The sequence below is a fragment of the Blastococcus sp. SYSU D00820 genome (assembly GCF_054050695.1).
The window spans coordinates 81,256-104,637 of record NZ_JBJGZW010000002.1; the positions used below are offsets into that span (position 1 = coordinate 81,256).

At 74.7% G+C, this 23,382-nt stretch carries 15 protein-coding genes; 4 read left to right on the top strand and 11 right to left on the bottom strand.

Translation table 11 applies throughout. The features are described 5' to 3' along the window. Positions 1–99: 99 nt before the first annotated feature. From ACI79R_RS04410 to mce, 4 genes are all read right to left on the bottom strand, one after another. Positions 100–1,845 (bottom strand): hypothetical protein, encoded by a 1,746-nt coding sequence (locus tag ACI79R_RS04410; RefSeq protein WP_456572361.1) that lies wholly within the window; start codon positions 1,843–1,845, stop codon positions 100–102. A gap of 84 nt (positions 1,846–1,929) precedes the next feature. Then, positions 1,930–3,378 carry a hypothetical protein gene (locus ACI79R_RS04415; protein WP_456572362.1) on the bottom strand — a complete coding sequence of 483 codons (1,449 nt, stop codon included), beginning with the start codon at positions 3,376–3,378 and terminating at the stop codon, positions 1,930–1,932. Positions 3,379–3,503: 125 nt separating this feature from the next. Next, positions 3,504–4,835: a crotonyl-CoA carboxylase/reductase gene (gene ccrA / locus ACI79R_RS04420; RefSeq protein WP_456572363.1), complete on the bottom strand. Its 1,332-nt coding sequence runs from the start codon at positions 4,833–4,835 to the stop codon at positions 3,504–3,506. A gap of 103 nt (positions 4,836–4,938) precedes the next feature. Further along, a complete protein-coding gene (mce, locus tag ACI79R_RS04425; protein ID WP_456572364.1) occupies positions 4,939–5,394 on the bottom strand; it encodes a methylmalonyl-CoA epimerase in 456 nt (151 codons plus the stop codon). 207 nt (positions 5,395–5,601) lie between these two features. Here mce and ACI79R_RS04430 point away from each other — a divergent pair, with 207 nt between their 5' ends. The 4 genes from ACI79R_RS04430 (at position 5,602) to ACI79R_RS04445 (ending at position 11,169) form a co-directional block, all read left to right on the top strand. Beyond that, positions 5,602–6,795: an acetyl-CoA C-acetyltransferase gene (locus ACI79R_RS04430; RefSeq protein ID WP_456572365.1), complete on the top strand. Its 1,194-nt coding sequence runs from the start codon at positions 5,602–5,604 to the stop codon at positions 6,793–6,795. Continuing rightward, positions 6,792–7,847: a methylmalonyl Co-A mutase-associated GTPase MeaB gene (meaB, locus tag ACI79R_RS04435; RefSeq protein WP_456572366.1), complete on the top strand. Its 1,056-nt coding sequence runs from the start codon at positions 6,792–6,794 to the stop codon at positions 7,845–7,847. The genes ACI79R_RS04430 and meaB overlap by 4 nt, the downstream gene beginning before the upstream one ends. A gap of 23 nt (positions 7,848–7,870) precedes the next feature. Beyond that, positions 7,871–9,343 carry a phytoene desaturase family protein gene (locus ACI79R_RS04440; protein WP_456572367.1) on the top strand — a complete coding sequence of 491 codons (1,473 nt, stop codon included), beginning with the start codon at positions 7,871–7,873 and terminating at the stop codon, positions 9,341–9,343. Positions 9,344–10,203: 860 nt separating this feature from the next. Beyond that, positions 10,204–11,169, top strand: a complete 966-nt coding sequence (locus ACI79R_RS04445; RefSeq protein WP_456572368.1) for a tetratricopeptide repeat protein — start codon at positions 10,204–10,206, stop codon at positions 11,167–11,169. Positions 11,170–11,175: 6 nt separating this feature from the next. Here the strand turns inward: ACI79R_RS04445 and ACI79R_RS04450 are convergent, their stop codons facing one another. From ACI79R_RS04450 to treS, 7 genes are all read right to left on the bottom strand, one after another. Beyond that, a complete protein-coding gene (locus ACI79R_RS04450; protein WP_456572369.1) occupies positions 11,176–12,564 on the bottom strand; it encodes a neutral zinc metallopeptidase in 1,389 nt (462 codons plus the stop codon). A 52-nt stretch (positions 12,565–12,616) separates the two neighbouring features. Continuing rightward, a complete protein-coding gene (locus ACI79R_RS04455; RefSeq protein WP_456572370.1) occupies positions 12,617–14,002 on the bottom strand; it encodes a neutral zinc metallopeptidase in 1,386 nt (461 codons plus the stop codon). A gap of 62 nt (positions 14,003–14,064) precedes the next feature. Beyond that, positions 14,065–15,450, bottom strand: coding sequence for a neutral zinc metallopeptidase (locus ACI79R_RS04460; protein WP_456572371.1), 1,386 nt, complete (start codon positions 15,448–15,450; stop codon positions 14,065–14,067). Positions 15,451–15,586: 136 nt separating this feature from the next. After that, positions 15,587–16,966, bottom strand: a complete 1,380-nt coding sequence (locus ACI79R_RS04465) for a neutral zinc metallopeptidase (protein WP_456572372.1) — start codon at positions 16,964–16,966, stop codon at positions 15,587–15,589. A gap of 81 nt (positions 16,967–17,047) precedes the next feature. Beyond that, positions 17,048–20,026 carry a 1,4-alpha-glucan branching protein GlgB gene (gene glgB / locus ACI79R_RS04470; RefSeq protein WP_456572373.1) on the bottom strand — a complete coding sequence of 993 codons (2,979 nt, stop codon included), beginning with the start codon at positions 20,024–20,026 and terminating at the stop codon, positions 17,048–17,050. A gap of 59 nt (positions 20,027–20,085) precedes the next feature. Then, on the bottom strand, positions 20,086–21,471 hold the full coding sequence (locus ACI79R_RS04475; protein ID WP_456572374.1) for a maltokinase N-terminal cap-like domain-containing protein: 1,386 nt from the start codon (positions 21,469–21,471) through the stop codon (positions 20,086–20,088). Further along, positions 21,468–23,306 carry a maltose alpha-D-glucosyltransferase gene (treS, locus tag ACI79R_RS04480; RefSeq protein WP_456572375.1) on the bottom strand — a complete coding sequence of 613 codons (1,839 nt, stop codon included), beginning with the start codon at positions 23,304–23,306 and terminating at the stop codon, positions 21,468–21,470. Before treS ends, ACI79R_RS04475 begins: the two co-directional genes overlap by 4 nt. Positions 23,307–23,382: the final 76 nt, after the last annotated feature.

Here is a 23,382-nt window from a genome sequence, read left to right on the forward strand (position 1 = left end):
TCGGTACGGGGGCCGGTGGCAGGGGTGCACCGAGCGTGCACCGTCGGACACCACGTGTACCCGCTGCGGTCGGCTCCCGCGACCGGGCGGCAGGGGGGGTCATTCCGCCGCCCCGGTGACGAGGGCGTCGGGCCCGGACACGTAGTCGAACCCGACGAGGACACCCGAGTCGGTGACCTCCACGGTGTCCGGCGCGAACGGCGGCCGTTGCGCGTCGAGCCAGGCCAGCAGCCGCTCGGTGGCCGCGCGGTCGCCCGGCACGACGCGGCCGCCGACGGTGTCCAGCAGCGCCCGGCGGGCCGGGGCGGCGCCGCCCTCCTCGCCGGGGGCGGGCGGCAGGTCGGCGATGCCCACGCCCTCCCGGGCGGCGAGGCCGGCCAGCAGGCTGAGCAGCCGCTGGTCGACCTCCGCGCCGGCGAGCACCTCGGCCGCCCGGCCGCCGGTGCGGGTGGTCGGATTGGCCAGCAGCGCCTCGGCCAGGCCCCGCCGGCGGTCGAGCTCCTCCGGCGTCGGCTCGACCGGGAACGGATCGACGGCGAGCAGGGGGGCGCCGCCGTTCCCGGGCACGAACCGGGCCACCAGCACGGCTCCCTCGGGCACGGTCTCCACCAGCTGCAGCACCGGGGCGCCGGGGCCGGCCGGTGCGTCCGGGAGGTCGGCGGGGAGCATGCCGGGGTCGGCACCGGCTGCGAGCAGCTCGGCCCGGAGGTCCGCCGGCGCCGCGACGCGGGCGTCGTCGGGCAGCTCGCCGGCCAGCCAGTCCAGGACCGGGGCGACGTCGGCCGGGCGGTCGGCGGCGGCGGTCCGGGGACCGTCGTCGTCCCCCGTGGGCCGGAGCACCCCGGTGCCCGCCAGCGCCGCGAGGGCGAGCAGCGCGGCGGCGCCGGCCGCGGCCAGTGCGCGGGGGAGCGCGGGCCGGCCGGCGGCCAGCCGGGTCGCCGCCCGGGTGGCCAGCGCGGCGAGCAGCAGCGCCGCGGCCGGCAACGCGACCTGCAGGGCCGCGGAGCGGTCGAGCACCGCCGCGAGCAGAGCCGTCGCGAGCACCGCGCCGGCCAGCGGGCGCAGCCCGGGCAGCGCCACCGCGGCGGCCGCGGCGAGGGCGGCCAGCCCCGCGGCGACGCCCAGCACGGCCGGGGTCCCGAGCGGGTCGGCCGCTCCACCGCCCGCGCCGTCCCACCGGGGCAGGACGACGGCGAGCACGACGAGCGCCGCCGTTCCCCCGGCCGCGGCCGCGGCCCGCAGCGCCGGCGGTGTCCGGCGGCCGGTGGCTCCCGCGGTCGCGGCGGCCCCGGCGGCGAGCGCCAGGACGTCGGGCGCGAGCAGCACGGCGACCGCGGCGGGCACCGCGGCCGCGGCGAGGGCCGTCCGGTGGCCGGCGGTGAGCAGCAGCCCGGCGGCCAGCAGCCACGGGACGGCGAGGGCAGCCGGCCGGTCCAGCAGGGCGGTGGCCGGCAGCAGGGTGGGCAGCCCGACGACGAGGACGGCGAGCGCGCAGGTCGGGCCGGGCAGCCGCAGCCGGGCGCCCAGCCACCACACCAGGGCCGCGGACACGACGGCGGCGACGAGGAACAGCCCCCGGTCGCCGGCGCCGGTCAGGGACTGCCAGGCCGCGACGTGCGCCGCGCCGGCGCCGGCCTCCCCGGCCAGAGCGCCCTCCCCGGGGCGGGCGGCACCGCTCAGCGCCCGGGCGCCGGCCAGGACGACGACCGCGAGCGCGGCCGGCGGCCACGGCCGGCCGGGCCCGTCCGGGCCGGCGACCTCCTCGTCGGCGGCGTGCCGGGGGCCACCGCGGCGACCGCCCGGTGCCGACCGCTGCACGGCGGTCGGCCGGGCGTCGTCGAGCACTGCACCTCCGTACCCCGGTCCGGGCGGTGGCGCGCGGGCGTCACCGGCTGCGCCGCCACCGGGGGGAGGCGGCGCAGCCCGCGGTCAGCGGCGGACGGCCTGGGCCGGCGTGCCGTCGACGGCCGTGCCGTCGGCCGGCTTGTCGTCGGAGGGAACCGTCACGGCCGGCTGCACCCGGGTGGGCGGGTCGACCGGGCCGGGAGTGGCGGTGCTCCCGGGAGCCGGCTGCTGGCCGGACACCGGGCGGATGACCTGGGTCTGCTGCGGGCCCGCGGAGGCACCGGGTGCGGGGGCCTTCGCGGCCGGCTGCTGGCCGGAGGACGGGCCCTGCGCCGGCGCCGGCTGCATCGCGACCTGCGTCGTCGGCCCCTGCGGCGACACGGCCGGCTGGGGAGCGGTGCGCGGCCGGGCTGCCGGAGCCGCGCCGGGCGGGGTGGTCTTCTGGGCCGCCGGGTCGAGGGCGGGGTCGGCGGCACCGGGACGGGCCGGGGCCTCGTGCCGCTCGTCCTGCGCCTGTGGGGCGCGCTGCACCGCCGGCTGGGTGATCGGCGCCGGCGGCCGCAGGGGCTGGCGGGCGGCCGCGGCCTCACCGCTGGCCGGGGCGGGAGCCGGCCGGGGCTCGGGCGAGGGGCGCTGCGCCGCCTGCGGCTGGGGCACCTGCTGCTGGGGCACCTGCTGCTGGGGCACCTGGGGCTGGCCCGCCTGCGGCTGGGGGGACTGCTGCGGCGCGGGCCGGTCACCGAGGTCGGGCAGGGCGTCGAGCACCCGGCGGGCCTCCAGCAGCCGGCCGGTGAGCTCGTCGCGCACCTGCCGGATGGTCAGGGCGGCGGCCTCGGCCTCGCTGACCAGCCGGGCGGCGTGCCGCTCGGCGTCGGCGACGCGCTGGCGGGCCGCCTCGGTGGAGGCGCGCTCGCGCTCCTCCTCCAGGCGGGCGGCCTCGGCCCGGCGGGCCCGCTGCGCGATCTCGAAGTCCTCCTCGACCTTGACCCGGCGCGCGTGGGACTCGGCGTCGAGGCGGGCGACCTTCTCCTGGGCCTTGGCGACGAGCTCGTCGGCGCGGATCTGCGCCTTGCTCGCGATCTGCTCGGCGTTCTGGCGGGCGTCGGCGAGCATCCGCTCCACCTCGGCCTGCCCGGCGGCGTGCCGCTCGAGCATGGCCCGCTCCTCGGCGGCGGTCTGCTCGCGCAGCGCCTGGGCCTCCTGCTCGGCGGCCCGGCGGATGTCGGCGGCCTCCTCGTCGGCCAGCCGGAGCATGTGCGAGATGCGCTCGCTCATGTTCTCGAACGTGGCCGGACCGGCGTTGGCGGCCTTGCGCCGCAGCTGCTCGATCTCGCCGTGCATCGCCTGCAGCTGACCGGCCAGCTCGGCGGTGCGGCTGACCGCGGCGTCGCGGTCGGCCAGGGCCACCCGGATGTCGGCCTCGAGACGCTCGATGGTCTCGGCGACCTGGTGCCTGTCGAAGCCCCGCAGGACCACGTCGAACGAGTGCTGCGCCTCGCGCATCGGGATCAGGTCGCGGCGGGGATCGGTCATGCGGTCATCCTCGCAGAGTCGGGGGAGCTCGTCGGCGTGTCGGTCGGACCCGTCCGTCCCGACGATAGAACGCCTGCCCGGGAGGTGGGTGCCCGTCCGGGGACCCACCTCCCGGGCAGATCTGCCTACACGCCGCGGAAGCGGTTGATGGCGTCGATGTGCTTGGCGCGCTTCTCGGCGTCCTTGACGCCGAGGCCCTCCTCGGGGGCGAGGGTGAGCACGCCGACCTTGCCCTGGTGCAGGTTGCGGTGGACGTCGAGGGCGGCCTGCCCGACCTCGTCCATCGGGTAGACCTTGGACAGGGTCGGGTGGATCAGCCCCTTGTCGATGAGCCGGTTGGCCTCCCACGCCTCCTTGTAGTTGGCGAAGTGGCTGGAGAGGATCTTCTTCAGGTTCATCCACAGGTACCGGTTGTCGTACTCGTGCAGGTATCCGGTGGTGGAGGCGCAGGTGATGATCGTGCCGCCCTTCTTGGCGACGTAGACGCTGGCGCCGAAGGTCTCCCGGCCGGGGTGCTCGAAGACGATGTCGACGTCCTCGCCGCCGGTCAGCTCGCGGATCCGCTTGCCGAACCGCTGCCACTCCTTGGGGTCCTGGGTGGCCTCGTCCTTCCAGAACCGGTAGCCCTCGGCGGAGCGGTCGATGACCAGCTCGGCGCCCATGGAGCGCACGATGTCGGCCTTCTCCGGGGAGGAGACGACGCAGACCGGGATCGCCCCGCCGTTGAGCGCCATCTGGGTGGCGTAGGAGCCCAGGCCGCCGGAGGCGCCCCAGATCAGGACGACGTCGCCCTGCTTCATGTTCGCGCCGTTGCGGCTGACCAGCTGCCGGTAGGCGGTGGAGTTCACCAGCCCGGGCGCGGCGGCCTCCTCCCACGACAGGTGGGCCGGCTTGGGCATCAGCTGGTTGCTCTTGACCAGCGCGAGCTCGGCCAGGCCGCCGAAGTTGGTCTCGAAGCCCCAGATCCGCTGCTGCGGGTCCATCATCGTGTCGTCGTGGCCGGCCGGGTCCTCCAGCTCCACCGACAGGCAGTGGGCCACGACCTCGTCACCGGGCTTCCACTTGTTCACCCCCGGCCCCACCCGCAGGACCACGCCGGCCAGGTCGGAACCCACCACGTGGTAGGGCAGGTCGTGCCGCTTGGTGAGCTCGGAGACCCGGCCGTAGCGCTCCAGGAATCCGAAGGTCGACACCGGCTCGAAGATCGACGTCCAGACGGTGTTGTAGTTCACCGACGAGGCCATCACGGCCACGATCGCCTCGCCCGGGCCGAGCTCGGGGGTCGCCACCTCCTCCACGTGCAGCGACTTGCGCGGGTCCTTGTCCCGAGTGGCCAGGCCCTCGAACATGTCCTGCTCGTCCTTGCGGACCACCACCGCTCGGTAGGACTCGGGGACCGGCAGCCCCGCGATGTCCTCGAGCTGGTCGGCGAGGATGGCGTCCCTGATCTGCTCCACGTGTCTCTCCCGGGTCTTCGTCGGCTCGGAGGGGCTGTGCGAGTGGCGGTGGACGGAGGTTACCGACCGGTAACCAACGAGGCCACCGAGTGTGGCGCAGCGCTCAGTGGCCGCCGTGCCGAGCCGGCTCGACCAGCTCGACGAGCACGCCACCGGCGTCCTTGGGGTGCACGAAGTTCACCCGGCTGTCCGACGTGCCGCGCTTGGGGGCGTCGTAGAGCAGCCGCAGGCCGCGCTCGCGCAGCGTCGCGCTCACCGCCTCGACGTCCTCGACGCGGAAGGCGAGCTGCTGCAGGCCCGGGCCGGAGCGCCCGATGAACTTCGCGATCGTCGACTCGGGGGTCAGGGGGGCGAGCAGCTGGATGCGGGTGTCGCCGTCCCCGACGGCGAGCATCGCCTCGCGCACGCCCTGCTCCTCGTTCACCTCCTCGTGCACCGAGCGCACCCCGAAGGCGCGGTCGTAGAAGGCGAGGGCCTCGTCGAGGTCGGGCACGGCGATCCCGACGTGGTCGATCGTGGTGAACAGGTCGCCGGGCAGCCCGGTGGCGTTGTCGGTCACGCGGGCATCGTGCCGCCAGACGTCTGGGACGTCACATCGGTGTGGGCGGCGTCACCCGGACCGGGGGGCGCCTCCGCGGGGGCTGGCTCGTTGTGCCCGTCGTCCTATCCTGATCGTCAGCCCACGCACCGCCCCACCGCCCGGTCCGCGCGCGGTGGCTGCTCGAACTCGGTCGCCAGTGGCGGCGGCCCGGCTCCTGGAGGCCCCATGTCCCGCTCGGTCATCGTCAGCGGCGCCCGCACCCCGATGGGCCGGCTGCTCGGTTCGCTCAAGGACTTCTCCGCCGCCGACCTCGGCGGCATCGCGATCAAGGCCGCCCTGGAGCGCGCCGGCATCTCCGGGGACCAGGTCGACTACGTGATCATGGGCCAGGTGATCCTGGCCGGCGCGGGCCAGAACCCGGCGCGTCCGGCCGCGGTGGCCGCGGGCATCCCGATGTCGGTGCCCTCGCTGACCATCAACAAGGTCTGCCTGTCGGGCATCAACGCCATCGCGCTGGCCGACCAGCTGATCCGCGCCGGCGAGTACGACGTCGTCGTCGCCGGCGGCATGGAGTCGATGACGCAGGCGCCGCACATGCTGCTCAACGGCCGCACCGGCACCAAGTACGGCGACACCAAGCTCGTCGACGCCATGGCCCACGACGGGCTGTCCGACACCTTCGACCAGGTGGCGATGGGCGTGCTCACCGAGCAGGCCAACGCCCGCTACGACCTCACCCGCGAGGAGCAGGACGCCTTCGCCGCGGAGAGCCACCAGAAGGCGGCCCGCGCGGCCAAGAACGGCGTGTTCGACGAGGAGATCACCCCCGTCCTCATCCCGCAGCGGAAGGGCGACCCGATCGAGTTCCGCGAGGACGAGGGCATCCGCGCCGACACCACGGCCGAGAGCCTGTCCAAGCTCAAGCCGGCCTTCGCCAAGGACGGCACGATCACCGCGGGCACCGCCTCGCAGATCTCCGACGGCGCCTGCGCGGTCGTGGTCATGAGCGCCGAGAAGGCCGCCGAGCTGGGCATCACCCCGATCGCCGAGATCGGCGCGCACGGCGTCGTGGCCGGTCCCGACGCCACGCTGCAGAGCCAGCCGTCGCGGGCCATCCAGAAGGCCTGCGCCCGCGAGGGCATCGACCCCAGGGACCTCGACCTGGTCGAGCTCAACGAGGCCTTCGCCGCGGTGGGCATCGTCTCCACCCGCGAGCTGGGCATCGACCCCGAGAAGGTGAACCCCAACGGCGGGGCCATCGCGCTGGGCCACCCGGTCGGCATGAGCGGCGCCCGCATCGTGCTCGACCTCGCGCTGGAGCTGCGCCGTCGCGGAGGCGGCGTCGGTGCCGCCGCCCTGTGCGGCGGTGGCGGCCAGGGTGACGCGCTGATCCTGCACGTGCCCGCGCCGGCCGCGTGACCCGCGGCGTCGGGGAGGACACCTTCGCGACGGCAGTACAGGCGCCCGACCCCGTCGCCCCCCGCGGGCAACGGCTCTCCCGCCGCGCCCGGCGCGCAGTCGACGTCCCCTCGCTCGTCGCCGCGGCCCGCGAGGGCGACGCGCGCTCGGTGGCCCGGCTGATCTCGCTGGTCGAGGACGCCAGCCCGGTGCTGCGCGAGGTGGCTGCCGCGCTGGCGCCGCACACCGGCACCGCGCAGGTCCTGGGCCTGACCGGCTCGCCGGGCGTCGGCAAGTCGACGACGACCACCGCGCTGGTCCGCGCGCTGCGGGCGGCGGGCAAGCGGGTGGGCGTGCTCGCCGTCGACCCGTCGTCGCCGTTCTCCGGCGGCGCGCTGCTCGGGGACCGGGTGCGCATGCAGGACCACGCCGGCGACCCCGGCGTCTACATCCGGTCGATGGCCTCCCGCGGTCATCTCGGCGGCCTGGCCTGGGCCACGCCGCAGGCGCTGCGCGTGCTCGACGCCGCCGGCTGCGACGTCGTCCTCGTGGAGACCGTGGGCGTCGGGCAGTCCGAGCTGGAGATCGCCTCGCTGGCCGACACCACCCTGGTGCTGGTCGCCCCCGGGATGGGCGACGGCATCCAGGCCGCCAAGGCCGGGATCCTCGAGGTCGCCGACGTCTTCGTGGTCAACAAGGCCGACCGCGACGGCGCCGACCGCACGGTGCGCGACCTGCGCTACATGCAGTCCCTCGGTGGCCGGCACGAGGGCCCCGGCGGCTGGCGGCCGCCGATCTGCCGGACCGTCGCCTCCGCGGAGACCGGCAACGGCATCGACGGCGTGCTGGAGCAGGTCGAGGCGCACCGGCAGTGGCTGGCCAGCACGGGGGAGGGCCGGCGGCGGCGCACCGAGCGGGCCGCCCGCGAGATCGAGGCGATCGCGCTGGCCGGGCTGCGCGAGCGGATGGGCGACGTCGGCGGGTCGGCCGCGCTGGACGCCCTCGCCGAGCGGGTGGTGGCCGGCGACAGCGACCCCTACACCGCGGCCGACGAGCTCCTCGCGCAGCTCTGACCCCGGCCGGGCACGATGGCGGGGTGAACGGGAAGCCGGACGCCGTCGTCGTCGGTGCGGGGCCCAACGGGCTGGCCGCGGCCCTGCGGCTGGCCGCCGCCGGGTTGCGCGTGCAGGTCGTGGAGGCCGCGGACGTCCCCGGCGGCGGGCTGCGCACCGAGGAGCTGCTGGAGCCCGGCTACCGGCACGACGTCTGCTCGACGGTGCACCCGATGGGCGCCGCCTCGCCGTTCTTCCGCGAGTTCGACCTGCCCAGCCGCGGGGTGCGGCTGGTGCACCCCGAGATCGCCTACGCCCACCCCCTGGACGGCGGTCGCGCCGCGGTCTCCCGGCGCTCGCTGGAGGAGACCGCCGACGGGCTCGGCGCCGACGGTGCGGCCTACCGCCGGCTGTTCGGCCCGCTGGTCGAGCACGGGGACGACGTCATCGACTTCTTCCTGACCAGCCAGCTGCGCCGGCTGCCCACCCGCAGCGTCGGAGCGGTCACGCGGTTCGCGCTCAACGCGCTGCCCAACGTGCGCTGGCTGGCGCGCCGGTACTTCGACACGGAGGAGGGCCAGGCGCTGATCGCCGGTGCCGCCGCGCACGGCATGCTCGACCTCTCCCGCCCGCTGACGGCCGGGCTCGGGATGGTGCTCGGCATGCTCGCCCACCACGCGGGCTGGCCGCTGATCGAGGGCGGCTCGCAGCGGCTGGCCGAGGCGATGGTGACGGCGCTGGAGCAGCAGGGCGGCGAGGTCGTCACCGGGCACCGGGTGACCGACCTGCGCGAGTTCGACGGCGTCCCCGCGGTGCTGCTGGACACCACTCCCCGGGCGTTCGTCGCCATGGCCGGCGACCGGGTGAACGAGGGCTACCGGCGCTGGGTGAACCGCTACAAGCACGGCCCCGGCGTCTTCAAGATCGACTGGATCCTGTCCGAGCCGGTGCCGTGGACCAACCCCGAGGTGCGCCGCGCGGGCACCATCCACGTGGCCGGCGACCTGGCGGAGACGATCGCGGGGGAGGAGGGTCCGGCGCACGGCCGGATCGCCGAGCGGCCCTACGTGCTCGCCGTCCAGCCGACGGTGCCCGACCCGAGCCGGGCGCCGGAGGGCGGGCACGTGTTCTGGGCCTACGTGCACGTGCCGCACGGCTCCGACGTCGACATGACCGAGCGGATCGAGGCGCAGATCGAGCGGTTCGCCCCGGGCTTCCGCGACACGGTCGTGGCCCGCGCGACCAAGGACGCCGTCGCGATGGAGGCGTGGAACCCCAACCACGTCGGCGGCGACATCTCCAACGGCGAGGCCTCGCTGCGGCAGATGCTGGCCCGGCCGGTGCCGCGCTGGAACACCTACAAGACGCCGGTGCGCGGGGTCTACCTCGCCTCGGCGGCCACCCCGCCCGGGCCCGCCGTGCACGGGGCGTGCGGGGACAACGCGGCCAGGGTGGCGCTGCGCGAGGTGTTCGGGCTGCGGCACGTGCCGGCGCTGCGGCCGGCGCCGGTGGGCTGAGCAGCCGGATCCAGCCGAGTGGTGCGGTGTCGCGGTCTCGCGGGGCACCGACACCGCCGTCGCTCGCCACTCGAGGTCGGCCTGTGGACGGCCGGAGCACGCTCGCCCGTACTCCTGGCACGCTGCGCCGGCTGTTCCGCGACGTCTACACCTGCGCGACGCTCGAGGTCACGCACGAGCTCCGCGCACGAGCGGCGGCGCGGCTGGTCCTCCCGGGCCGTCGTGTCCGGGGCCGGCGCGGCCGTGCTCTGGGGATGGACCTGGCGGGGCCGGCGGACGCCGTCGAGCTCACGGTCCCGCCCGATCGCGGTCGCAGCGTCGTCCCGGGACTGGCGGTGCGACGCATGGTCCTGTCGCCCGAGTCGGTGACCTCGCGGGGGGCGGTCCCGGTCACCACACCGCTGGCGACGCTGCTCGCCCTCGCGGCTCGCGGGCCGGCCTCGACGAGGTGCGGGATGCCGCGGCGTCGATGGCCGGCCGTGGGTGCCGTCAGGCGCGTACCGCCGCGAGCCTGGCCGACGGTCGGGCCGAGTCCCCCCAGGAGACGCGGCTGCGCCTGGTCGTGCACCGTTCGGCGCTCCCACCGCCGGTGGCGCAGCACGTCGTGCGCGACGCGGCCGGCTCGTTCGTCGCGCGGGTGGACCTCGCGTGCCCGGACCATCGGGTGGCGGTCGAGTACGACGGCCTGTGGCATGCCGAGCCGGGGCGGTTCGCCGCCGACCGAGTGGCGACATCGTGCGGCCTCGGCGGGGGCCGTGGCCGCGTCACCTCACCACTCGCGGCCGGCGCCGGTGGGCTGAGCAGCGCAGCCGCCACCCGGCGCCGACACGCCCGGCCCGGGGGATGGGATCATGGGGGTCATGCAGCCTTCCCGCCCCGGACGTCCCGACCCGCGCGCGCAGGCCCAGCAGGCACGGCTGGCCGCCTCCCTCTCCGGCGCCGTCGACCTCGCCGCCGTCAAGGCGCGCAGCGAGGCCGCCGCCCGCGCCCAGGCCGCCCCGCCGCCGAGCGCCTCGGCGCCGGCCGGCGCCCCGGGCGCCGCGGTCGTCGACGTCACCGAGGCGACGTTCCAGGCCGAGGTCCTCGACCGGTCCTTCCAGGTGCCCGTCGTCCTCGACCTGTGGGCCGAGTGGTGCGGCCCCTGCAAGCAGCTGTCGCCGGTGCTCGAGCGGCTGGCCGCCGAGGGCGGCGGGTCGTGGGTGCTGGCCAAGGTCGACGTCGACGCCAACCCCGCGCTGGCCCAGGGCCTGCGGGTGCAGGGCATCCCCGCGGTGAAGGCGGTGTGGCAGGGCCAGCTCGTCGCCGAGTTCACCGGCGCAATCCCCGAGGAGCAGGCCCGGCAGTTCGTCACCGAGCTGGTCCGCGCCACCACCGGCGGCGCGGTGCCCGGCGCGACCGACGAGGACGAGGAGCTGGAGGACCCCCGCCTGGACGCCGCCGAGGCCGCCCTCGAGCGCGGCGACCTCGCCGCCGCCGAGGCCGCCTACCAGGCGATCGTCGACGCCGAGCCCGACCACCCGGTCGCCGGTCTGGCGCTGCGCCAGGTGCAGCTGTTCCGCCGTGCCGACGAGGCCGGCCCCGACGCGCTCGCCCTGGCCGAGGCCGCGCCCGACGACGTCACGGCGCAGACCCGCGCGGCGGACTTCCTGCTCGGCACCGGCGACGTCGAGGGCGCCTTCGCGCGGCTGCTCGACGTCGTCCGCCGCACCGCGGGGGAGGACCGCGACACCGCCCGCAAGCACCTCGTCGAGCTGTTCGCCGTGGTAGGCGACGCCGACCCCCGGGTCGCCACCGCCCGACGGCAGCTCACCACCGCGCTGTACTGAGCCGGCTCAGCGCGCCACGTCGCAGGCGGCGGCACCGTCGAGGAAGCCGCCGCGGAACAGGTCGACCAGCGCGAACCCGGTGACCTCGGCCGGCCCCAGCACGGCGGGGTCGTCGGCGGAGTCGAGCAGGAACTGCACGCTCTCGTCGACGTCCCCCGGGGAGATCGACGCGCTGCGCAGCTCGCCGGCGAACACCTCGGCGGTGAACCAGCCGGTGAGGCAGACCGCCGAGCGCAGCGCGTCGGGGCCGTCGGTGGACAGCCCCAGCTGGTCGCGGGCGGCCAGCGCGTAGGGCAGCGCGACGGCGGTGACGACGGCGTAGTCGCCGACCTCCTCGTACAGCGGGCGGGTGAGGTCCTGCTCGTCGTAGCCGACCAGCGACCCGTCCGCGCACACGACCAGGTCGCGGCCGGGGGGCGCGCAGTCCGGGGGCGTGCCGGTGAAGCCCTCCAGGGACGGCGGGTCGAAGTCCCCGCCGAGGTCCTCCCGGAACGCCTCCTCCCAGAACTCCGGCAGGGCCGCGGAGATGATCTCGGCCAGCTCCCCGTACGGGGCGTCGCCGCCGGTCGCGGCGTTCTCCCCGGGGTCGAACTCGTCCTGCGTGTAGACCCGGCCGGGGCCGAAGTTGTCGCGGCAGGCCTCCGGCCCCTCGGCGAACCCCTCCTGGAAGGCCGACACCCGGTCGAAGTAGGAGCCGTGCGCCATGCGGTCGTCGGCGCCGGTGCCGACCGGATCGCGCAGCTGCAGGTAGGCCCGCAGCACGTCGTCGAGGTCGGGTTCCCGGATCCGCGTGTGCGGGGCCTGCCCGTCGGCGACCCAGACGGTCCAGGCGCCGGCGAGGCAGTCCGCCTGGGTCTCGGTGGCGATCGAGGTGCGGGGGAACCGGGCGCGGGCCTGCACCGCGTGCCCGAACTCGTGCGCCATCACCAGGGCCGGCAGGAAGCGCCCCGACCGGTCGGCGAGCTCGGCGAGGTAGCTGCGGTCGTAGCTGATCGAGTCGGAGTTGGGCAGGCCGCCGGCCTCGCAGTAGAAGGCGTTGCCCGCGACCTCCTCGGGGTCGCTGCCGCAGCCGATCCCGTCGGGGTAGTCGGTGGGGTCGGCGTCCGCGGGGTCGACGCTGAAGTAGCCGCCCTCGAGCGGCTCGAACTCGACGTCGAAGACGGCCGGCAGCTGCTCGGCCCAGTAGGTCTCCAGGTCGGCCAGGGCGTTGCGGGCGACGGTGTCGACCTCGCCGTCGTCGCTGCCCACGACGGGCAGCTCGGCGTCGGTGACGTCGGGCGGGGCCGGGACGGCGGGCCGCGCGCTCCCGGTCACCTGCACCACGCAGCCGCTCGTCAGCAGCCCCCCGCCCACGAGCACGGCGGCGAGCACGCGGAACGGCGGCGTCCGGGGCATGGCGGAGCCGATGGTGCCACCCGGCCTGGCGCGCCGCGAGGGCGCCGGTCGGTCAGAGCCCGATGTCGCAGGGCCCCCCGCCCTCGAGGAAGCCGGCGCGGAACGCGCCGACCAGCTCGGCGCCGGACACCTCGACGCCGGGCAGGACGCTCTCGGACTGGCCGTAGCGCAGCAGCAGGTACACCGCCTCGTCGATGTCGCCGGGGCTCAGCGAGGCCACCTGCTCGTCGAAGTCGCCCGAGTAGAACCGGCCGGTGTACCAGCCGGTCAGGCAGACCGCCGACAGCGTGGCGTCGGCGTCGGTGGTCGACCGGCCGAGCTGGGCCCGCACCGACTGGGCGTAGGCCAGCGAGATGGCGGTGACCACGGCGTAGTCGCCGAACTCCTCGTACACCGGCTCGAGCAGGTCGGTCCCGTCGGCGTACACGGTGTTGTCCGCCGCGCAGTAGGCGAGGTCGCGGTCGGCCTCCCGCATGTCGCCGCAGTCCGGTGCGGTGCCGTCGAACGTCGCGAACTCGGGGGCGGTGAAGCCGTCGCCGAAGATCTGGCCGTAGAACAGGGCCAGCGTCTGCGTCGCGGTGTCGTCGGTGTCCTCGTACGGGGCGTTGCCCTCGGTGTCCTCCTCGTCGTCGGAGCTGAACTCCTCCTGCGTGAAGATCCGGTCCGGGCCGAACTCGTCACGGCAGGCCGGGACGCCGTCGCTGTAGCCGGCGTAGAAGCCCGAGATGCGGTCGAAGCCGGAGCCGTGCACGCCCTCCTCGCTGGGGTCGCGGCCCAGCGGATCGCGGAAGCGGCCGTCGCTGATGGCCTCGAGGACGGCGTCGAGGCCGGGCACCCGGAAGCTGACGTGCTGGGCGTTGCCGTCGGCCACCCAGCGGGTGAAGGCGCCGGCCAGGCAGTCGGCCTGCGTCTCCACCTGGATGGAGGTCTCCGCGTACCCGAAGCGGGCCTGCATCGCGTGGCCGAACTCGTGGGCCATGACCACCGGGCCCAGGAAGGGGTCGGACTCCTCGGCGAGCTGCTGGAGCAGCGCGCTGTCGTAGGCGATGACGTCGCAGTTGGGGTTGTAGTGCGCGTTCATGACGACCCGCTCGGGATCGACCGGCTGGCGCGCGCAGCCGATGCCGGTGTCCGGGTAGAGGCTCTCGTCGATGTCGGCGCCGTTCACCGAGAAGATGCCGCCCTCCAGCGGCTGGAACGGCTCGCCGAAGTGCTCCGGATAGGCCTGCTCCCAGAAGTCGATCAGGTCGGCCAGCGCGTTGCGCGCGTACTGGTCGATCTCGCTGTCGGTGGCGCCCGTGATCGGGAACTCCTCGGCGGTCACGTCGGTGATCGGCCGAGCGGCCGTGGGCGTGCCCTCGATGCCGGCCGTGCAGCCGGCCAGCAGTACGACCCCCACGGCCGCGCTCCCGACCGCGCGGCGCACGGTCTGCCTCATCGGACTCCTCCCGGGTCAGGGGGCCGCCCGCCGCGCGCGGCGGGCGGCCCGGGTCGATCGGCTCAGAGGCAGGCCGTGCCGCCCTCGAGGAAGCCGGCGCGGAAGGCGCCGACCATCTCGAAGCCGTTGGCCTCGACGTTGGGGAAGACCGCGTCGTCCTGGCCGTAGGTCAGCAGGAAGATGATCGCCTCGTCCACGTCGCCCGGGGACAGCTGCCCGACCGACTCGGCGTAGTCACCGGACCAGAACCGGGCGGTGTACCAGCCGGTCAGGCAGACCGAGGAGATGGTCGCGTCGGTGTCGTCGGTGGACAGGCCGAGCTGGTCGCGGGCGGCCACGGCGACGGGCAGGGAGACCGCGGTCGCCACGGCCCAGTCGCCGATCTCCTCGTAGGCGGGGCCGATGAGGTCGGTCTCGTCGACGTAGACGGTCTGGTCGTCGGCGCAGTAGCCGATCTCGCGGTCCTCGGCGCCCATGTCACCGCAGTCGGGCGCGGTGCCGTCGAAGGTCTGCACCTGGGGCACCGAGAAATCCTCGCCGCCGGACACCTGCGGGAACCAGGACTCGTAGAACAGCGGCAGCGAGTTGCTGATCAGCAACTGGGTGTCCTCGTAGCTGGCGTTGCCCTCGTTGGCGGCGTCCTCCCGGCTGGTGAACTCGGTCTCGGTGAAGATCCGGTCGGAGCCGAAGTCGTCGCGGCAGCTGAGCACGCCCTCGGAGAAGCCGGCGTAGAACCCCGAGACGCGGTCGAAGCCCGAGCCGTGCGCGCGGTCGTTGTTCGGGTCGGAGCCGACCTCGTCGCGGATGTAGATGAAGCCGCCCAGCAGCGGGTCGAGCTCGCTGACCCGCAGGCCGACGTGCGAGCCGTTGCCGTCGGCGACCCAGCGGGTGAACGCGCCGGCGAAGCAGTCGGCCTGCGTCTCGTCCTGGATGGAGCTCTCGGAGAAGCCCACCCGGCCCTGGATGGCGTGCCCCATCTCGTGGGCCATGACCGCCGGGCCGATGAACTGGCCGAACTGCTCGCTGAGCTGGGTGAGCAGCTGGGTGTCGTAGGCGATGACGTCGCAGTTGGGGTCGTAGTGCGCGTTCATCGTGACCTCGGCCGGGTCGACGGGCGCCCGCTCGCAGCCGATGCCGTAGTCGGGGTAGGCGCTCTCGTCGATGTTCTGGGAGTCGACCGAGAAGAAGCCGCCCTCCAGGGGCGGGAAGGACTCGCCGTAGGCCTCCGGGTAGGCCTGCTCCCAGAAGGTGACCAGGTCGGTGAGCGCATCGCGCGCGTACTGGTCGACCTCGCTGTCGGTGGCCCCCGTGATGGGGAACTCCTCGGCCGTCACGTGGGTCAGCGCGTTCTCCGCGGTGGGGGTGCCGTCGACCTGGCTGGAGCAGCCGGCGAGCAGCATGCTGCCTGCGGCAGCCGCGACCGTCGCGCGGCGCAGGACCTGCGTCATGGAGCCTTGTTCCTCGTCTGCCTGGGATCGTGCCGTGGACCGGCACTCGGAGCCGGGACATGATCCCTGCTCGGGGCCGCCCGTGGGGACGAAACGCGCACGCCTCGTGGCACTGCGTGCCCTGCATGTGACCCGATCAGGGGAGGCAGGCGCTCCCGCCGCCCTCGAAACCCCGCCGGAAGGCGTCGGTCAGGTCGAAGGCCGACAGCGCGGTCGCCTCGACCAGCCGGGCGTCGCCGGCGGCGTCGAGCAGGGCCAGCACCGCCTCGTCGACGTCCCCGGGCGACAGGCGCACCTCGGTGCCGGGCAGCTCGCCGGCGTGCACGGCGGCGGTGAGCCAGCCGGCGGAGCAGGCCGCCGTGGCGAGCGGGCCGGGACCGTCGGTCGGCTGCCCCAGGCCGTCGGCCACGGCCAGGGCGTAGGGCAGGGCGACCAGTGCGACGACGGCGTAGTCGCCGCGCGCCCGGACCGCGGGTGCCAGGGCGCCGGCCACGTCGACGACCACCGCGGGGCCGCCGTCGCCGCCGTCCGCGCACCAGGTGAGCAGGGGGTCGCCGGTGCCGGCGCAGCCGGCCGGGCCCTCGCGGACCTCCGGCAGCCGGACGTCGCCGGTCCAGTCCGGCGGCGCGGCCAGCCCGCCGGCCGTGACCGCGGACCAGAAGGAGGCCAGCAGCGTGCCGGCCAGCGGCAGCGCCTCGGCCAGGGGCAGGTCGCCGCCGGCGTCCTCATCGTCGGCGGAGGTGTACTCGGCGACGGTGAACACCCGGTCGGCGGTGAACTCGTCGCGGCAGGCCGCGGCGCCGCCGTCCCACCCGACCTGGAAGGCGGCGAGCTGGTCGAAGGCCGACCCGTGCGCGCCGGGGTCGTCGGGCGAGGCGCCGACCGGGTCGGCGAAGTAGGCGTAGCCCTCGAGGTAGCGGTCGAGCTCCGGCTCGCGCACGCGGGCGTGCGCGCCGCCGCCGTCGGCGACCCAGCGGCTCCAGCTGCCCGCGAAGCACTCGGCCTGGGTCTCGAGCACCAGGGAGCTCTCCCGGTCGCTGGTGCCGACCCGGTGCTGCACGGCGTGCCCCACCTCGTGGGCCATCGTGGAGCCGATGACCAGCGGGCCGACGACGGCGGCGGAGTCGGCCAGCGAGGCGGCGTTGTAGAGGACGACGTCGCCGTCGGAGCAGTACAGCGCGCTGGTGCGCGCGACGTAGTCGACGTCGACGCAGCTGCCCGGCGGGAGGTCGGCGTCCCGGGTGGTGGCCGGGTCGATCGACCAGTAGCCGCCGGCGAGGTCGGTGTACTCCTGCCCGTAGACCTCCGGCAGCGTCTCCTGCCAGTAGGTGACGACGTCGGCCAGCGCGTTGCGGGCCAGCCGGTCGACCTCGGTGTCGCCGGCCAGGCCGACCGGGAAGTCCGCGGGCGGGACGTCGCTGCGCGGCACCGCCGGGGTGGGGGTGCCGGACACCGCCGCGGTGCAGCCGGTCAGGAGCAGTGCAGCGCCCAGGGCGGCGGTGCGGCAGCGGGACACGGCCGGGGAGGCTGCCTGCTCGCCTCCCCGGCCGTCAATGCCCCGGCCCCGGCCCCGGCCCCGGCACGAGGCTCGCGGGGGTCAGCCCTCGTGGAGGAACCAGACGGTGCCCAGCGGGGGAGCGGTGAGCTCCGCCGAGTAGGGCTGGCCGTGCCAGGGCTCCGCGACGGCCTCGATGCCGCCGTAGTTGCCGGCCCCCGAGCCCCCGTAGCCCTCGGCGTCGGAGTTGAGCACCTCCCGCCAGTGGCCGGGGCGGGGCAGGCCGATCCGGTAGCCGTGGTGCGGGGCGCCGGAGAAGTTGCAGACGACGGCCAGGGCCTGGCCGGCCGCGGGGGTGGGCGTGGCGGCCTCGACGGGCACGTCCTCGCCCGTCGACACCTCCGCCGGGGCGATCTCGGCGCGCGGCGGCTTGCCGTAGCGCAGGAAGGTCAGCACGTTGCCCGAGGCGTCGTTGGCGTCGATCCACTGGAAGCCGGCCGGGTCGACGTCCAGCGACCACAGCGCGTCGAACTCGCGGTAGCGGGCGTTGAGGTCGGTGACCAGCTGCAGCACGCCGCGGTGCGCCGGGTCGTCGAGGTGCCACCAGTCCAGCGAGCGGCTCTCGGCCCACTCGGAGTCCTGGGCGAACTCCGAGCCCATGAACAGCAGCTGCTTGCCCGGGTGGGCCCACATGAAGGCGAGGTAGGCGCGCAGGTTGGCCAGCTGCTGCCAGCGGTCGCCGGGCATCTTCCGCAGCAGCGAGCCCTTGCCGTAGACGACCTCGTCGTGGCTGATCGGCAGCACGTAGTTCTCGGAGTAGGCGTACATCATCGAGAACGTCATCTGGCTGTGGTGGTAGCTGCGGTGCACCGGCTGGCGGGACATGTACGCCAGCGAGTCGTGCATCCAGCCCATGTTCCACTTGAAGCCGAAGCCCAGGCCCCCGAGGTAGGTGGGCCGGGTGACGCCCGGCCAGGCCGTCGACTCCTCGGCCACGGTGACCGCGCCGGGCACCTCGCGGTAGACGGTCGCGTTCATCTCCTGGAGGAACGCCACCGCCTCGAGGTTCTCCCGGCCGCCGTGCACGTTGGGCGACCACTGGCCCTCGCTGCGGGAGTAGTCCAGGTAGAGCATCGAGGCGACCGCGTCGACCCGGACGCCGTCGACGTGGAACTCCTTGCACCAGAACAGCGCGTTGGCGACGAGGAAGTTGCGGACCTCGGAGCGGCCGAAGTCGAAGACGTAGGTGCCCCAGTCCGGCTGCTCGCCGCGACGGGGGTCGCCGTGCTCGTAGAGCGCGGTGCCGTCGAAGCGACCCAGCGCCCACTCGTCCTTGGGGAAGTGCGCCGGCACCCAGTCGACGATGACCCCGATCCCGGCCTGGTGCGCGCGGTCGACGAGGTAGCGGAAGTCGTCGGGGCTGCCGAAGCGGGAGGTCGGGGCGTAGTAGCTGGTGACCTGGTAACCCCAGGAGCCGCCGAAGGGGTGCTCGGCGACCGGCATGAACTCGATGTGGGTGAAGCCGGCCGCGGTCACGTAGTCGACGAGCTCGTCGGCCAGCTCCCGGTAGGACAGCCCCTGCCGCCAGGAGCCGACGTGCACCTCGTAGATGCTCATCGGCCGCTCGTGCCAGTTGCCGCGGGCGCGCTCCTCGAGCCAGGCGCCGTCGCCCCACTCGTGGGTGGACTCGGTGACGACCGAGGAGTTCAGCGGCGGCACCTCGGTGGCGAAGGCCAGCGGGTCGGCCTTGTCGCGCCAGACCCCGTCGCGGCCGAGCACGTGGTAGCGGTACCGGGTGCCGACCTGCACGCCCGGGATGAAGATCTCCCAGACGCCGGAGGAGCCCAGCGAGCGCATCGGATAGGCGCGGGACTCCCAGTAGTCGAAGTCGCCGGTGACCTTGACGCCCTGCGCGTTGGGGGCCCAGACGGCGAAGGAGACGCCCTCCACCCGGCCGCGCGGGGTGTCGTACCGGCGGACGTGCGCCCCCAGGACCTCCCACAGCCGCTCGTGCCGGCCCTCGCGGATCAGGTGCTGGTCGAGCTCGCCGACCGTGGGCAGCCACCGGTAGGGGTCGTCGACGGTGTAGGTGCTGGTGCCGCCGGACCCGTCGCCGTAGGTGACGTCGATGCGGTAGTCACCGGGCTGCTGCGGCAGCCGCGCCTCGTAGATGCCGCCGCCGTGCAGCTGGCGGGCGTCGTACCGGCTGCCGTCCTCGTCGACCACGGTCACCGAGACGGCGTCCGGGCGCAGGGTGCGCACCACCCAGCCGTCGGTGGCGCGGTGCGCGCCGAGCACCGCGTGCGGGGCGTAGGACCAGCCCTCGACGATCGCCCGCAGCTGGTCGCCGGTGACCTCCGGCTCGGGCTCCGGGCTCCCGGACACCGACCCGGCCTCGGTGGAGGAGACCAGGCCGCCCTCGGGGGCGTCGGCCGGGGCGGGGGCCGGGGAGGGGGCCACGTCGGCAGGGGCGACCGGGGTCGTGTCCGCCGGGGTCGTGTCCGCCGGGGTCGTGTCCGCCGGGGCGCCGCCCTCGCCCGGGGCCTGCGGCTCGTTCGGCTCCGCCGGGTCGGGGCTGGGCGGCTCGGGCTGCCCGGCCGGGGCGCCGCTGGGCGAGCCGGGCTCGGCGATCGGCGCCGGCGCGACCACCGGGGCGGCGGTCTGCCCGCCCTGCTCGGCGATCGTCTCCTCCTGCGTGCCCGGGATCGCCTCGGGCACCGCCTCCGACGTCGCGGCGGCCGCCGCCCGCTTGCGCGGTGCGCGCTTGCGTGGCGCCGGGGCGTCGGCGTCGCCGTCGGCCACCGCCTTCTTCGCCGGTGCCTTCTTCGCCGCGGTCGTGCGCGCGGTCGTCTTCTTCGCCGGTGCGGCGTCGGTCGCGCCGTCGGTCGCGCCGTCGGCGGCGACCGCCTTCTTGGCCGGGGCCTTGCGCGGGGCCCGCTTCTTGGCCGGGACGGCGTTGACCACCGGCTCGCGCTCCGCGGCCTCGGCCTGCTGCGCCATCGCGTCGACCGCCTGCTGCAGCTGCTCCCGGCTCGCCGGGCTGCTCGGTGTCTCGTTGGTGGTCGATCCGTCGGTGCTCATCGCGTCGTCGTCCTCTTCCCTGCTGTCGGTTCCGGGGCCGTGCCGTCTCGCGGTGCCGGTCAGGCCGCGGCGGCGAGCCGGGCCAGCGACTGCAGCGGGATCATGAGCCAGTGCGGGCGGTTGCGCGCCTCGTAGACGCACTCGTACACCGCCTTGTCCGCCTCGAACGCACGCAGCAACGGGGAGTCGCCGCACGGGTCCATGCCGCTGGCGGCGGAGTACCCGGCGCAGAAGGCACTGCGGTTGCGGACTGCCCACTCCTGCGCCCGGTATGCGCGCTGGGAGTCCTCGGGCATCTCCACGAGCATGTGACGTGCGGCGTAGTCGAAGCTGCGCAGCATCCCGGCCACGTCGCGCATCGGGCTGTCGAGCTCCCGGCGGGCGGCCAGCGGCCGGGCCGGCTCGCCCTCGAAGTCCAGGACGATCCAGCCGGTGGCGGTGCGCAGCACCTGGCCCAGGTGGAGGTCGCCGTGCACCCGCTGGCGGACGACGTCCTCCGGGGCGTCGGCGACCGCGGCGTAGACGCGGCGCAGGCCCTCGGCGTGCTCCTCCAGCTGCGGGACGACGCCGATCGCCTGCTCCAGCCGCGCGGTCATCTGCTCGGCGACGGTGGCGAACCACTGCCGGTCGGCCGGCTCGGTGGGCAGCACCTGCGCGAGGTCGGCGTGCACCGAGGCGGTGGCCGCGCCCAGCCGCTCGCTGTCGGCGGCGAAGTCCCCGCCCACCTCGTCGGCGTGCAGGTCGCCCTCGGCGTAGAGGTCGCGCACGCTGGCGGTGGCCAGCCGCCAGCCGTCGCTGGCGTTGGGCACGAAGGTCTGCAGCATCGCCACCGTCGCCGGCTCCTGCGCCGGGTCGGGGTCGTCGATCTCGATGTGGCCGAGCAGCGGGGCGATGTGCTCGTTGTCCGCCTGCCGCAGGGCGGCGTGGATCTCGACGTCGGGGTTGAGCCCCGGCTCGAGCCGGCGGAACAGCTTGAAGATCGCCTCGGAGCCGAACACCAGCGACGTGTTGCTCTGCTCGGTGGAGAGGATGTCGCCGGGCACGCCCTCCGGGATGTAGGCGACGCCGGCCGGGTGGAAGTGCATCGGGCCGATGGTCGAGGCGTTGACCAGGTGGATCAGCCACGGGGGAGTGGCGTCCCGGTCGCGCATCGCGTCGTAGGCGTAGTTCTCGCGGGGGCTGCCGTCGCCGCCGGTGGCCGGCACGGCGCCGATGAACGCCGAGGCCAGCTCGTCGATGACGTGCTCGTGCCAGGAGATCGGCACGAGGTAGGTCTCCTGCGCCCCGTCGGTGTAGGTGACGCGCACCCGGTGCACCGAGAGCACCGGGTCGGCCTGGTCGAGCAGGAAGCCCTCCTCGCTGACGTCGGCCCACTCGCGGCCCTTGCCGCCGAACCACCGCTGGTTCGGCATCCAGTCCCGCAGTACGGCGGCCAGCGCGCTCATCGGTCTCCTCCCGGGGTGGGCACGTCCTCGCCGGTGCGGAGGTCGCTGTCGCCGGGGATCTCCTCGGCCGCGGTCACCACCCCGGCGGCCAGCAGCGAGTCGGCCAGCGGGCTGCTGGTGGCCGACTCCCAGTCCTCGTGCTCCTCGGCGGCGGGCTCGGCGGGCCTGGTCAGGGCGAACCAGTAGAAGCCGTGCCCGGCGAGGGTGAGCATGTAGGGCAGGACGCCGATCTGGGGGAACTCCACCCGGCCGGTGAGCTCGATCGGCGTGTAGCCCTCGAACCGCCGCAGGTCCAGCTCCACCGGCTGCGGGAAGCGGGACAGGTTGTTCACGCACAGCACGATGTCGTCGCCGAACTCGCGGACGAAGGACAGCACCGTGGGGTTGCGCGAGCCGATCTCGGCGTAGGTGCCCAGGCCGAAGGTCGGGTGCTGGCCGCGCACCTTGATCATCTGCCGGATCCAGTGCAGCAGCGAGGTGGTGTTGCGCAGCTGGGACTCGACGTTGGTGACCTGGTAGCCGTAGACCGGGTCCTGGTTCAGTGGCAGGTACATCCGCTGCGGGTCGGCGGTGGAGAACCCGCCGTTGCGGTCGGGGGTCCACTGCATCGGCGTCCGGACGCCGTCGCGGTCACCCAGCCAGATGTTGTCGCCCATGCCGATCTCGTCCCCGTAGTAGAGGACGGGGGAGCCCGGCAGCGACAGCAGCAGGGCGTTGAACAGCTCGAGGGTGTCGATGTCGTTGTCCAGCAGCGGCGCCAGCCGCCGGCGGATGCCGATGTTGGCCTTCATGCGGGGGTCCTTGGCGTACTCCGCCCACATGTAGTCGCGTTCCTCGTCGGTGACCATCTCGAGGGTCAGCTCGTCGTGGTTGCGGAGGAAGACGCCCCACTGGCAGTTGTCCGGGATGTCCGGCGTCTGCGCCATGATCTCCGAGATCGGGAACCGCTGCTCCCGGCGGACGGCCATGAACAACCGGGGCATCACCGGGAAGTGGAAGGCCATCTGGCACTCGTCGCCGTTCTCGCCGAAGTACTCGACGACGTCGGCCGGCCACTGGTTGGCCTCGCACAGCAGCACCCGGTCGGGGTAGTCGGCGTCGACCACCTTGCGCACCGTCTTGAGGAACTCGTGGGTCTTCGGGAGGTTCTCGCAGTTGGTCCCCTCCTCCTCGAACAGGTAGGGGACGGCGTCGAGGCGGAAGCCGTCGATGCCCAGGTCCAGCCAGAACCGCAGGGCGTCGATGATCGCCTCCTGCACCCGCGGGTTCTCGAAGTTGAGGTCCGGCTGGTGGGAGAAGAAGCGGTGCCAGAAGTACTGCTTGCGGACCGGGTCGAACGTCCAGTTCGAGCTCTCGGTGTCGACGAAGATGATCCGGGCGTCGGCGTAGCCGGAGTCGTCGTCGGCCCACACGTAGAAGTCGCCGTAGGGGCCGTCGGGGTCGCTGCGGCTGGCCTGGAACCACGGGTGCTGGTCCGAGGTGTGGTTCATGACGAAGTCGATGATCACGCGCATGCCACGGGCGTGGGCCTCGGTGAGGAACTCGCGGAAGTCCTCGATGTCGCCGAACTCCGGCAGCACGGCGGTGTAGTCGCTGACGTCGTAGCCGCCGTCGCGCAGCGGCGAGGCGAAGAACGGCGGCAGCCAGAGGCAGTCCACACCCAGCCACTGCAGGTAGTCGAGCTTGTCGATCATCCCGCGGAGGTCGCCGACGCCGTCGGCGTTGCTGTCGGCGAAGCCGCGGACGAGCACCTCGTAGAAGACGGCGCGCTTGTACCACTCGGGGTCGGTGCCGGGCGGCGGCAGCGTGGAGCGGCTGGTGGGGGTGTCGGGCACGGGAACGGTCATCGGGAGGTGTCGCCCTCGGTTTCGCGGTCGAGCGGGTGGGGGAGCACGGGCGGGCGAGACGGGC